Source organism: Bacillus sp. Cr_A10, from assembly GCF_029222665.1.
Classification (GTDB): domain Bacteria; phylum Bacillota; class Bacilli; order Bacillales_A; family Planococcaceae; genus Psychrobacillus.
Genome location: NZ_JARHXR010000009.1, coordinates 536,717 through 549,799, shown reverse-complemented (window position 1 = coordinate 549,799; position 13,083 = coordinate 536,717). Strand labels below are relative to the sequence as shown.

Sequence of the window (13,083 nt, the reverse complement as noted above, 5' to 3'; positions counted from 1 at the left end):
TCTGGGTATAAAAATAGACCATCGAAATGATGGTCTTGTTTAACTAAAGCACCCGTTTGTTTACTAAGAGTTTTATTTATTACTTTCACCGAATTTCATTTTTGTGAAAAGACCTGCAATGATTGTGATAATTCCACCTAACAATATTATAAAATAAAAAAGCATTAAAGTTGCTGTTCCTTCTAATCCTTGAAGCACTTTAGTTTCATGTAACAAAGGTAAAGATAACGGATACGTTAAAACCGATAATATCAAGACAATTCCAGTTATTATTCTATTTTTCTTATTCCTTGTAGTTAGGTATAAAGATAAACAAACAATTGCAAGTGCTAGTATTATAAAAATTGCTAATATCATTTTATAAAAAGCTCCTTCTTATAAACATATTTTACCACTTAAATGAAAAACCTTGTTGAACTAACCTGCTTCGTTAGTTGAACAAGGATAATACGCATTATGTTCCAGATGTGAAACAAAGATTGTTAACGTAGTTTGTTAAACTAAAGGACACCGTTACTTTAAGTGGTTCTAATCAAGAACGTCTCCCCTTTTTCATCAAATGTATGCTTAAAATCAAATGCAAAAGGTGTGGAACCATGCTGAATATAATAGTTGTACCTCTTGAATGCTTCCTCCCAAGAGACATCCGTCACCTTTTCTGTCCACCAAACTACATATGAAAGATGTTTTTCTGGATATGTCTCAATCCATCTGTTTCTATCTCGTACTGCTTCCAAATGCTTGCCTGAATAGGAAAAGCGATATAAGGATTGAAGGTCTCTCCATACTGTTAGTGTAAGAATGGGAGATCCATTACCCTTTATGGTTTCTTCAGAGATAGTGACTCCCTCAGGTGAAAAAGCTTCTATTAGTCCTGATCTATTTGCCTGACGATATACTTCATTTCCAACTTGAAAAAATTCACGAGAGGCAGGGTGATCATAAGGGTGGTAAAGCCTACCAATAGTATAAATTGAAACTAATGCCATAAAGAGCCCTCCATCAATAGTCTTTACCAATATATATTCAAATTGTAAGTAAAAAATCCTTCTTCTACTAACCTGATTCGTTAGATGAAAAAGGATATACATATTATGTACCGAATCTAAACCAAAGATTGTTGGCTTAGCTTGTTAAACTAAAGCACCCGTTAGTTGAAGAAGCATAATTATAATATATTCCTAATATCTTCCCATCCTGACTAGCCTTGTTCTACTAAAGCACGATGTTAGTTGAATAACAATCACCTTGTTCTTTCAATCTCAGAAAAATCAATAACTAGTCAAACTGTGCGAAAATTGGTTTTAAGCAATTGGTGAGCTTTTTGTGTATTTAGAGACGTATCAAGAGATAGATAAGGGGCATCTTCTTTAGATTTTATAGTTTGGCGGAGAAGACTATTATTCCATCCAAGTTGTTCCAATCTCTTTTTATAAAACGTATAGTAGCTTTCTTTATGTATGGGTCCAGCATGCAAAATTCCATTAAATTTTATATTAGTCAATTCAATAATCATATTTGATAAATCATTAACATTTACAAAAGTTTTATACACATTTGTCCATGCATCAAATGACTGATTCTCTTTTATTTTCTCGATTATTTGTATGGTTCGTTTTTCAATACCTTGATCGCCATTATTACCATATAGTGGGCCAGTACGAAGAATCACGTGATTTGGATGTTTATTGAGAATTAGGTTTTCTCCAGTATATTTACCGTTCACATAATCAGCTAGGGCTGCTTCTTTAGGCAAGGTACCAATTGGGTCCGTTTCTTTGTAACCACCAATTCCTTCAACAAAAACCGCATCCGTTGATAGAAATATAAGTTTTGTAGCACTCTCTATTTCTGTTAATAAATTTTCGAGCCCTAAATTAATTAATTTGGTTTCTTCTTCAGAACTCATAAGTGACCATATAACTACTTCTGGATTTATTTTTCTAATGGCACTTCTTAGTGATTGTTTGTTTGTAACATCTACTTGCATAATATTAGAGTTCTTATGTTGAAAACGTGAGGTGCCAAACACTGTTAGATTTTTGTTCTCTGAAGCCAGTTGGAATAAATTCGAGCCCAAAAAGCCAGTTGCTCCTAATATAAGTATTCTCATAAATATTTCCTTTTTTAGTTTATTTTATTATGTATTCTCCACAACTTAATTGTTTTCCTTCTTGAACTAACCTGCTGCGTTAGTTTAAGTGTAACATTTCACAATGGATTTCTTAGATCTACTTGATGTTTTGGATAAAGAAATAGACCATCAAACTGATGGTCTTGTTTAACTTAAGCACCGTCTTTTATTAATATTATCTCTTCAAGCCTTTTCAACTTTTCATATTTCTTGTGCTTTTTTTCTCCAGAATAGTAGTTGAATAACCGTTGGGGTAAGCATAACATAAATCGAAACAGCTGCCACTGCACAGATAATTGGTACTCACCACAGTACAACTTGCCAAGCCGCGGTGAACTTTGAAAACTGACATTGAGGGTCATCCTTTTCTGGTCGAACCCAGAAACTCCAAATAGTGCTGATTATACATAATGCCTAGGATGTTTCCAAAGGGATCGACCACGGAAGCAGTGATGAACCCCTCGCCGCGCTCTGTGGGTGCCTCGTACTCTTTCGCTCCCATAGACAGCAGCTTCTTGAAAATTGCTTTTACATCGTCGACGTGCCAGTACACTACAGCACCTGCCGGTCCGGTCGCTGAACTCTCGGGCGCGTAGCGGCTATCGATTAAGCCCAGCTCATGCTGGTAGTCGCCGAGGCGAAACTCGGCATATCCTGGACGTTCGAAGTATGGTTCGATGCTCAATAGCTCAGCGTACCACCTCTTTGCCGCTACTAGATCATCCGTCCAAAAACTGACTGTGGTGAGTCCTCGTAATGTCTGTGTATTGCTCATAATCGATTTCCTCCTTAATGTTGTATATACGTCCGGATGCTAAACTAAATAACATCTTCTGATTAACTTCGATTTACTTACGAATAATCCCTTCTCTTATTCAAGAAAATGGTCCGATTGTTGAATAAGAGTTAATAAAGATTCTTCAACTAAACTGCTGCGTTAGCTCAAAAAGAACTTCAAAAAAAGTGCATTAATCCTTTTTGGATCAACGCACCCGTTAGTTGAATTAGAACATTTATCTTTTCCTTAAAGAATTGTACTATTTGGGGCCGATGGATGCACAATTAATTAAGTTGGCGAACACGTTTCTAAAAGGAAAGTATTACCTAGTATTTAATGACCTTTTAACTCTCATATAATGCAGACTAAATCACAACGAATGAATCCATTTTAATCAATCTTTATTAAAAATTTATGGTAATTAGCTAACCGTTTTTCTATATGTATAATTGATAAATTTGGTGCAAATGCAATTATTTTTAGTTATGGTCTTATACATTATTTTATTGATAGTCTCATGATAATTTCTTCGCCGATACGTCCTATTTGTCTCTCATTTGTATCTTCAAATCCTACTTTTAAATATAGTTTTTGAGCTGGAATATTATCTATATCTACCACTAATACAATTTCATCACATTCAGGGAATTCAGATTTAACAAACTCAATCAATAATGACATCCCTTGTTTAGCGTAGCCTTTTCCTTGCTCTGTATTATTAATTGATAGTGCAGTTAATAACAAAGCGTTCAGATTAGTGGAGTATTTCTTAACTCGTTCATTTGAATTTAGAAGAAAGAAACCAACAGGTGTTTTGTCACTTAAAATAACAATACGATACTGTCCTTCTGTAACTTCTCCAAATTTGTTTGGTAATGCAGAAAATTGTTTTTGTTCTTCTGTAAGTACAAAAGAGTTCAATACTATCATATGCTCACTTGAAAAATGCTTCAGTTCAACACCGCTAAAATTTTCCATAATATAAGACCCCATTCATTTTTTCCATATCCTGACACTCTTAATGTAGTGATTACATCATTAAAGATAATTTATTTAACTATCCTTGTTAAACTAACCTGCCGCGTTAGTTGAAGTACAACTCTTCACAAACTAATATTTATCTCTCAAGATATTTAATAATCCAACGCTAAATATTAAATTACCAATTAACATAAATGAAGGTATGAACCCATTTAATAAAGGAACATATTCTCCAGTTAAGTTTTCATTAGAATACACTACATTAATTGAGAAATATCCTAAAGGTATGCTTAAGATTATTACGATTAGCCCCAATATAAAATACCACACTTGCTTCTTCACTAACTATTTCCCCATTAATAAGTTCTACAATAAGAGAGTTAATCCCTTCCAGAGTCAACGCTCATATTTGTTTCATAAGTTTATTTATAACCCCCTTATCAATGTTCAACTCATTAGAAAACAACTTTAATTTCATTAATTCCTTCTTGTTTGAACGAGACTCAGTCGCTTTTGCGTTAATCCTTCTTACTATAACTTGAATAGGTGAACCAAAACGCCCGAAATCCTTATGCATCAAGGATTTCGGGCGTTCCATATAATTCAGGTTATTTCCGTTAACTATGACATCATGAGATCGTTGGGACAGAAACTACAGACATCTATTTAGAGTAAGTATTCGCAAGAGAAAATCATGCTATTCATCGTTGGAAACCGAAGTTGTTTGGAGATTATATATATAGAAGAGATTTAAAAACATATGTTGAAAATAACTAAATTTAAAAGTTCCTCTTTAACCCTTATATAACCATAAAATATAAGAATCCATTTTACAACAGACTGTTCAAAATGGATTCTTACGTTGTGATTTAGTATTCATTTTCATAAAAAAGCATTATTACATTATTGTTCCTTCTTCAACTATTGCATCTTAGCCATCCATGAAGCGCAAAATCAGCGCTTCACCACAGAGAATAAAAATGGTTAGAGGAGTCAATATTAGTAGTCCACCAAAATCAATAGACTTATTAAAGTACGTTCTCCTCTTTTTGACCACTTTAAATGTCGACTTATAAAAATGTTTGATTCTATGAACCGGCTATTTTTTCTCCCCTTGGCTGGGTGCTGTTGGCGTCCGGTTCGACGGTGATGCCGATTTGATCAAAAGTCTGCCCTTTTGCGAGCTGGTAGGTCAGTATACCGGATCCGTTTTCGTCCGGCTTGAATATGCCACTATTTTCCCTCATGCCGTTTTTCAGCAGCCAAACCTGGTAAACCTGTGAACCTTCGACGCCGGGTAATTCGTGAACCTGTATCACCAAATTTTTCTCTGATCCCTGCTGGACAATATATGCGATGCCGTTTGTTCCCGGGTGGCTTTGATTGGCTGCTTTTAAGGGAATGGCCGTTAAAATCTCAATGGGTATATTTTCAGCATGGCGATTTTTTTCCTGTATATTAGCTATTCCAAAGCCAATAATGACGAGCAACAAGACGGCCACGATACTGGTTGAAACTGGAGTGAAATGGTTTTTGAGCATTATAGCAAGCTTGCTCATCTTAGCCTTGGATGTTTCCATACCGCTTTTCGTTTTGTGATCAAAAACAAACCCCAGCACCTCGCCTTTTAACGATTCAGGTACCTCAATTTCGGTATAATCATACGGCAAAGCATTCCAGGCTTGAGACAATTCCTGATATTCTTTCTTACACTCCGTACAATTCTTTAAATGTTCAACAAAGGCCATGCATTCGCTCTCCTTGAGCTCATTTGCTATATATGGAATTAAATGGTCGCAATCCCTTCTCATTTTATATCCTCCAATTTCAGATGCTTCCTCAATCCTTTAAGAGCTTGGTGCAGCCTGCTTTTAATCGTGCCGAGCGGCTCTTGTTCGAGTTTGGCGATCTCTGAAAGAGAATACCCTTTCCAATAAAGCAAATCGATTAATTTTCTTTGTGCCGTCGGCAATTTGTTTTTCGCCATCTCAATTTCATTTGTATTTACTCGTCGCTCGTTTGTATTGGCAAGGTCGGCAATCTCTTCATGTTCCTCTTGATAGTGCTGCGTATACCTCTTCTCTTTACGGTGGTAGTCAATGCAAATATTGCGAGTAATCGTGAGGAGCCAATTTACAAAGCTGCCTTGAGCGGGATCGTAATGGCTGTTTGTTGTCCATAGCCTCAAAAAGACTAACTGAATAATCTCTTTCGTCTTATCCTCATTCCCATTACAAAACTTCATAACGAAGCCGTAAACAAGTTTTATGTATCTATCATAAAGCTCTTCTAATGCGTGACCATGTTTTTCTTTTACCAATCTCATTAATTCCGCATCATAATTTTCTTTCATGTGACACTCCCTGCTAATGGATAAAAATATATTGCCATTATACTATATTAAAAGTAAGGATGGGAACGACCGCGACTGATCGTTCCCTGGGCAAGCTTATTCAAATTCTGTTTCGCTGTTTACGATAAACCATACATCTTTTACTCCTTGTCCGTTTACATCCCCTTCTTGCTGGTCTTTTGCAAAATAATATAGAGGAAAGCCTTTGTACGTGACCTGCTTCACCCCTTTGTCTTCTCTTGTGATCGTATTGAAATCCTTTTTGTCAAAACCTTCCGGGACGGCGAAATCCTCCTGTGTAAATGCCGGCCAGTTTGCCAGGCAGTCTCCGCTACAATTGCTTTTTCCTGCTTCGTCCTTTTTAAAGTAATACAGGGCCCTTCCCTGTGGATCCGCCAAATACTCTCCAGCTTTCTCATTCTCCAAAAGCTGAAGGCTGTCTGCCGGGACTTGCTCCGATTGTTCCGTTTGGGCTTGATTGGGTTGATTCGTCTCTGTTTTTTCCTCAGTGCTTATTCCGCAGGCAGCCAAAGCAAAAATAATCGAAAGTATCGTGAGCGTAAAAATTACTTTTTTCATGTATGTTCCTCCCAGTTTTTAAGATTTAAGGCTCACTCTTACTTCCAACCCCATTTTTGAAAGATTTGATGTGATTCTTCCGTTCTTAAATAATCAATAAATTGCTGTGCCTCTTTTTTTTGATCGGTGATTTTCGTCAGGGCGATCGGCGTTCCACGATAGAGTTTATCTTCTTCGGGCAGTTCGACCAGGTCGGTCACATCTTTGAGCCGATGATGCCACGATTCATAGGTAATCCAGGCGTCTAGGCTGGAATTCGATTTCCATCGTTCAATGGCTTCGGCACTCGACTTTACAGAAAGGTTAATATTTTGGGAAATGCCTTCGATTAGCCCTTTTCTGCCTGCCAGGTCTTCCCACAGGCCAAGCTGGCCAGCCCCATTCACATCGAGTATTTTTACTCCATTTTTCGTTAAATCCTCCAGGCTTTCAATCTTTTTAGGATTTCCTTTCCTCACCAATATTCCTACAGCACGAGGGTAAAGTTCCGTACGTGATTTAGTGTCGATCATTTCGGGGTGGTTAAAGATGAAGTCCTGCAGCATATACTCGGAGCCACCGAAAATAATATCTGCATCTTGCTTTGCCTGGCTTATCCAATTGCCCTCAGGTCCGGCTGTTACTTCTACCTTGATTCCCGTTCCTGCTGAAAAATGTTCAGCAGCTTCCTTGATCGGTCCAAGTGGTCCTCCTGGTCCGTACACCCGAATGACATAATCACTTTGGCTGGAATTTGGTGTCGACTGGGACGCCGTCTTACGGTCCATTTTTGCATAGGTAGATAATCCGGTAGCCGTAATGACAAAGAGCAGTAAAGCTGATAGAAACACGGTCTTCTTCATGATTCTCACTCCATTTCATACATTTTTTTAACGGTACTATCAAAGGTAACGAAGGGAAGCTGTAAACGGTTTGATTATATTACAAAATAGTTAGAAAGTTTCATATATTTATTGGAAATTAGTATGGTGAAGAATAAATAAAAGTTTACCATCGCAGGTAACCACTTTTTACTACAATGTCCCTGAACATCATTTATTGATGGACAAGACACTAGGTGGGTATACCCTGAATATTATTGGGAAGAGAAATAAACGTCGCTTTGTTCCAATAAAAGAAGAAGTTGTAGAAAGCATAAAAATGTTTCGTTTTGCCAGAGGTATCCCCTCTTTAGTAACGGGGAAAAGACACTTTCTTCAATACACTTTTTGTTTTTAAGCTGTATTAGACAACAATTAGTTTAAATTAATTTCTGTTAATTAGTTCCGGATATGAAAGCAGTATTATGTGGAATGACCGATATGAAAGAGCAGAAATGGAATGCTAAACTCCTCGTCAAGGACTAATCAAAGCAAATATTATTAACAGATTTACAGTCTACTTTCACTCTACGAAAGTTTAGTTATCAGTAAAAATTCTGATAGACTACGTTCTTGAGATGAAATAAATATGAAAACTGAACATTAATTTTCTAGAAGTTATTTTTATAGCAAACTTTTTTATCAAGCCAAGCGTCTAATAGTATGATACGTATTCGCGAAACGTAAAAGTGAGATACCAAAATAACAGAATTACAGTTAATGAAAGAAAGGAGAATCCCAGTTTATGACCAAATCCCGTAACAAACAACGGGGACCTTGGATTGATGTTGCCTGTATCGGTATAATTGCTCTTCTGAGTATAAGCCTCATCTTCCTCAGTTACTCAACAAAGAGCAATGCAAAACAAACCACCAACAACAGAAATGCCCCTGAAATAACAAAAGAAGAATCGGCTTTTCCTGGAATACTTATTAAAACGGAGGTATCAAATGACGAATATTCTCCTTACTCAATACAATATCCACAAAGCAAAGTAGAATCATTTAATGTACAGATTAAAAAATACATAGATGAACAACTTGATACTTATTTAATCGCCATGCAAGAAAATAAACGGATCGGTAGTAAGACTCCCGGAGAATTGAACATCGCCTTTGAAATATTTCCACATACATCAGGGTCTTATTCGTTTGTAATGATTACAGGAACGTATTTAGGGGGTGCGAATGGTTATACAAATTTTAAAACGATTCATTTCCACACAGAGTCTGAAGAAATTATAAAGGTTGATGATTTATTTGGACATGACGAATCTAAACTTGCAAAACTTTCATCACTAGTACGAGATAGCATTAAGAATGACCCAAGCTTGAAAGATAGAGTGCTAGAAGAAGAAATGATGCTAGCTACCGAACCGAAATGGAGTAACTTTAAGAAGTTTGCGTTAATAGAAGATACACTTGTTTTGTATTTTGACGAGTATGAAATAGCTAGTGGTGCAGCAGGCGCACCGATTATTGCTGTCCCACTTGCAGAGCTAACTGAACAACTAGTTGCACCTTATAAACCCGATAACTCAGTTGAATTATTACCGAAACCGCCTGTTGAAGAAGGTTCTGAGGATATTGAAGAAGATAACAATAGCAGCGAGACTGAAACTCCAGTTGACGTACAAATTGGAAATGCTAAAACGAAGCAAGTAGCCCTAACTTTTGATGATGGGCCAGACCCAAAAGTCACTCCCAAAATTCTCGCAACTTTAGCAAAGTACGATGCTAAAGCAACATTCTTTATGCTCGGGAGCAGAGTAGAATTCTATCCAGAAATCGCAAACGATGTGTTGGAAGCTGGCCATGAGCTGGGCAACCACACTTGGACTCATGCAAATTTAACGAATATGGCATCGGATGAAATAACGGAGGAAGTTTCAAGAACAAATAACATTATCGAACAAGCCACTGGCCAAGCACCTACTGTTTTTCGTCCACCCTACGGTGCTTTTAATGATGACATGTTGAACATTTTGAGCTTACCAGTTATTTTATGGGATGTTGATACGCTTGATTGGAAACACCGTGATGCTTCTCAATTATTAGCATCTGTGAAAAGTAGTGTTCATGACGGAAGCACCGTTTTAATGCACGATATTCATTTATCTACTGCGGAAGGGTTAGAAAATGTGCTTGCATTTTTGAAAAGTGAAGGATATATATTTGTTACTGTTTCAGAACTTGATGAGTGATAGAAAGAGTGACTTGAAAGCAAGGCTTTTGGGCCTCTCTTTTACGTCCGTAGTTCAGATGAACATTATGATTATACTTATTGACTTATTGGAAGTCTTACTACCATTTGGAGAGTATTTATAGATAGAAGAGATTTAAAGACATATGTTGAAAATAACTAAATACTATACTTCCTCTTTAACCCTTATTTAACGATAAAATATAAGAATTCATTTTGAAAACAGATTATTCAAAATGGATTCTTTCGTTATGATCTTCAGTTTCATAAAAAAGCTTGAATATTTTGTTGTTCCTTCTTTAACTACTGTCTTATTAAATTCTTTTGACCCGTTTTTAGTATTGCTTAATGTAGTTCATTCTTTGTCTTTAATATAGTTTCCAATATAAAGGATTTGATCTAAGTAGTAACAACATGAGTGACTACCACCATTAGGTTCACCCATTAGTTTTATACATATAAAAAAGAACGCTCCGTTTGGAACGCTCTTTAATTTATTGAAATCATTTTTTTAGTACTCTAAATGCTTCCCGAACTTTCCTTGCAAATTCAAGGGGGGGTTCGACAGATTCAAAGTGCATATACATTGCCCGTGGTTCCTCAAACAACCAATGATTGTGGACTGCAGTAACGATGATATTTCTCTTTCTCAACTCTGTGAGCAATGGGTTAATCTCCTCTTGTAACAGCACGGTTTCCCCAAGGTTTAGTGCGTTACCCCGACTGTCCAAATCTTCAAAAGAAAAAAATTGTGGAATCACTAAAGGTGACCTTGTTCTTCTTCCAAGAATAGTAAATCGAATATTTCTAAATTTTTGTACAAGACAAGCTCCGTTAACTATACTACTACTTCCTCCAAGGATTCGTCCAAATTCTCCACATAAGTCTCCTCTCGACTCTAATCTCATTTTGTCCCTCCTTTCTATTAATAGTCTTTGTTCTATATTATTGTATGAAACTACATTAATAGAGATAGAGACAAACGTGGAACTATAAAAGTTTATGAATATTGCTATTAGGCGAAAGGAGTTTCTAATCGATTAGATAAATTCGTTTTGCTAGTCTGAAATACCATTTAATTCTTGAAACATTTCCTTTTGAGCTTGTTCAAATATTTTTTAAATCTTTCATTACCTTTTCCTACTTTAATTAGTTTGTTCACAATTTGTTCCAAATTTATAACAATAAAGCTAACTTAACGCCGGTTTAACTTATTGTACTAACTTGTAACGTTAGTTTAATAATAAAATAGAGCTGACTATAGCAACCGTTGTTCATTAACTAAAGCACCCGGTACCTTAAGTGCATTTCTTTACAGACTTTATTGTTTATTGCACGACGAAAAAGCGACACCTTATTAAGTATCGGCCCCCTAATAATATTTTGGTGTCTGTTTAATTTATAATTTATAGTTATATTTGATAAATTAGATTATCTTCACCCACTTCTTCCCCTTCGATTATTCATAAGATAAATAAATGAAAAAAAGGGGAATGAAAAATGAACTCGAACCAGTCAAAAAAATTTTTTGATTATATTGTTGTAGGAACTGGACCAGCTGGTGCGGTTATAGCTAAGACACTCACGGATGACAAAAAAACTTCTGTTTTAGTATTGGAAGCAGGAGAAAATAATGATCGAGATAGACCAATTAGAGATTCCAGGTTTGCTCTTGAACTGGAAGAGGAATTCTTTCCACAATATTTTTGGCAAGGAGAAGGCGTTCCCCAAGAATTTGTGGATGATAGAACGTTCGAATGGACAACCGGCCGGCTTTCTGGCGGTGGATCTTCCATTAATGGAGAACAATATGTCAGACCCACACCTGCTGTTTTAAGAGAATGGGAAAGACTTTTAGGTTCATTGTGGTCACCCGAACAAGCAATTCAAAGCTTTAAACAGTTAGAAGACTATCATGGCAAAACGAATAATCCAGACGTTCATGGCTTTAATGGACGTTTAAATATCAGGCAAGCTCCTGCTAAACCGTCAAGCGTGACAAAAAAATTGGTTTCAGCGATAGTAAAGGCAACAGGCTTTAAAAAAATTCTTGATTATAATGATCCCCAAACCCCAATTGGCCCTTTTTACCGCTGGCAATTATTTCAAAAAACGAATGGTGAGCGTGAAAGTGCATCCACTGCATTTTTATCCTCCAATAATATGACTCCAGATGGAATTGGCGTAAATGGACGGAAATTAAGAGTTTTTTATAAATCCAATGCCCTCCGTATTCTCTTCGAGGGAAAAAGGGCAATTGGAATTGAATTTCTAAAAGAGGGACAAAAGGTACAAGCATTTGCCCGTAAAAAAGTGATTATTTCAGCAGGAATCAACAGCGCCCACCTTCTAATGCTATCTGGAATTGGCCCTTCCAGAGATTTAAAACAGGCTGGCATACCAGTCGTTTTTGATAATCCGAATGTAGGGGAATATTTAACGAATCACACGTTGAATACCGCAACCTTTACGATGAATCAAAAGGATATTCCTGAGCTTCAAAACGACCCGTTTGCCCTCTATACAGGTGGAGCCTTTTTGCCGCACCCACTTTCAGGAAATGGCACTCGCCGAAGAGCGGTGCAACTAATAGGAATTGTGGCAGAGGGGCAATTAAATATTGCGATAATATTTTTACAACCCAAAAGCCGAGGTTCCATTAAAATACAAAACAATGATCCTTTGAAAATTGTACTGGCCGATGAAGGATTTTTTGAAAACGATGATGACCTACAAGCCATTAAAGCAATATATCGAACGTATATTAAAGATATTGCCGAAAAGCTTTCAAAGCTCGACCCAACTTACCAGCTTATAAATCCAACACTTGAAACCATAAATGATGATGAACTTCTTGAAGACTTCATTAAAGAAAACTTCGGTCATAATCACCATCAACAAAGTTCATTACGGATGGCACCAATAAATAAGGGAGGTGTAGTGGATCGTTTTGGCAGAGTGCATGGAGTAAATAATTTAATCGTTGCAGATGCACAGATCATTCCCTTTACGGTAGATGGCAATACCTCTGCCCCTACATTTCTAATTGGATATACCATTGCCAAACAATTATTAAATGAAAATTTTAATTGAACACTCTATATTTATGAATGAACTCAATTATTAGTTTTAAAAAAAGGCTTTTGTCCCCTGCCAATTGTCTATTTTCAGTTATTCTGGTGATTTACATTACTTG

The 13,083-nt window shown here is 36.5% G+C and carries 13 protein-coding genes; 2 read left to right on the top strand and 11 right to left on the bottom strand.

The window, feature by feature from the left end; all coding sequences use genetic code 11:
- Window positions 1-72 precede the first annotated feature (72 nt).
- From P2Q73_RS09890 to P2Q73_RS09845, 10 genes are all read right to left on the bottom strand, one after another.
- Window positions 73-357: a hypothetical protein gene (locus P2Q73_RS09890; protein ID WP_275786484.1), complete on the bottom strand. Its 285-nt coding sequence runs from the start codon at window positions 355-357 to the stop codon at window positions 73-75.
- Window positions 358-518: 161 nt separating this feature from the next.
- Window positions 519-989, bottom strand: coding sequence for a DUF3291 domain-containing protein (locus P2Q73_RS09885; protein WP_275786481.1), 471 nt, complete (start codon window positions 987-989; stop codon window positions 519-521).
- A 293-nt stretch (window positions 990-1,282) separates the two neighbouring features.
- Entirely contained in the window at window positions 1,283-2,113 is an 831-nt protein-coding gene (locus tag P2Q73_RS09880) for a sugar nucleotide-binding protein (protein WP_275786478.1), read from the bottom strand.
- Window positions 2,114-2,492: 379 nt separating this feature from the next.
- Complete coding sequence (locus P2Q73_RS09875; protein WP_275786475.1) at window positions 2,493-2,909, bottom strand: VOC family protein; 417 nt, start codon at window positions 2,907-2,909, stop codon at window positions 2,493-2,495.
- Between the two features lie 501 nt (window positions 2,910-3,410).
- Complete coding sequence (locus tag P2Q73_RS09870; protein WP_275786473.1) at window positions 3,411-3,890, bottom strand: GNAT family N-acetyltransferase; 480 nt, start codon at window positions 3,888-3,890, stop codon at window positions 3,411-3,413.
- A gap of 132 nt (window positions 3,891-4,022) precedes the next feature.
- On the bottom strand, window positions 4,023-4,235 hold the full coding sequence (locus tag P2Q73_RS09865) for a glycosyl transferase (RefSeq protein ID WP_275786470.1): 213 nt from the start codon (window positions 4,233-4,235) through the stop codon (window positions 4,023-4,025).
- 746 nt (window positions 4,236-4,981) lie between these two features.
- Window positions 4,982-5,641 carry an anti-sigma factor gene (locus P2Q73_RS09860; RefSeq protein ID WP_275786467.1) on the bottom strand — a complete coding sequence of 220 codons (660 nt, stop codon included), beginning with the start codon at window positions 5,639-5,641 and terminating at the stop codon, window positions 4,982-4,984.
- Window positions 5,642-5,700: 59 nt separating this feature from the next.
- Window positions 5,701-6,246: an RNA polymerase sigma factor gene (locus tag P2Q73_RS09855; RefSeq protein ID WP_275786464.1), complete on the bottom strand. Its 546-nt coding sequence runs from the start codon at window positions 6,244-6,246 to the stop codon at window positions 5,701-5,703.
- Between the two features lie 96 nt (window positions 6,247-6,342).
- Window positions 6,343-6,825, bottom strand: a complete 483-nt coding sequence (locus P2Q73_RS09850) for a hypothetical protein (RefSeq protein WP_275786461.1) — start codon at window positions 6,823-6,825, stop codon at window positions 6,343-6,345.
- A 38-nt stretch (window positions 6,826-6,863) separates the two neighbouring features.
- Window positions 6,864-7,667: an extracellular solute-binding protein gene (locus tag P2Q73_RS09845; RefSeq protein ID WP_275786459.1), complete on the bottom strand. Its 804-nt coding sequence runs from the start codon at window positions 7,665-7,667 to the stop codon at window positions 6,864-6,866.
- Window positions 7,668-8,430: 763 nt separating this feature from the next.
- Between P2Q73_RS09845 and P2Q73_RS09840 the strand changes: the two genes are divergently transcribed.
- Window positions 8,431-9,888 carry a polysaccharide deacetylase family protein gene (locus P2Q73_RS09840; RefSeq protein ID WP_275786457.1) on the top strand — a complete coding sequence of 486 codons (1,458 nt, stop codon included), beginning with the start codon at window positions 8,431-8,433 and terminating at the stop codon, window positions 9,886-9,888.
- 502 nt (window positions 9,889-10,390) lie between these two features.
- Here P2Q73_RS09840 and P2Q73_RS09835 read toward each other — a convergent pair.
- The gene (locus tag P2Q73_RS09835; protein WP_056830163.1) at window positions 10,391-10,795 is read right to left on the bottom strand and encodes a DUF1259 domain-containing protein; all 405 of its coding nucleotides are present in this window, start codon (window positions 10,793-10,795) and stop codon (window positions 10,391-10,393) included.
- A gap of 592 nt (window positions 10,796-11,387) precedes the next feature.
- Between P2Q73_RS09835 and P2Q73_RS09830 the strand changes: the two genes are divergently transcribed.
- Window positions 11,388-12,980, top strand: a complete 1,593-nt coding sequence (locus P2Q73_RS09830) for a GMC family oxidoreductase (protein ID WP_275786454.1) — start codon at window positions 11,388-11,390, stop codon at window positions 12,978-12,980.
- Window positions 12,981-13,083 lie beyond the last annotated feature (103 nt).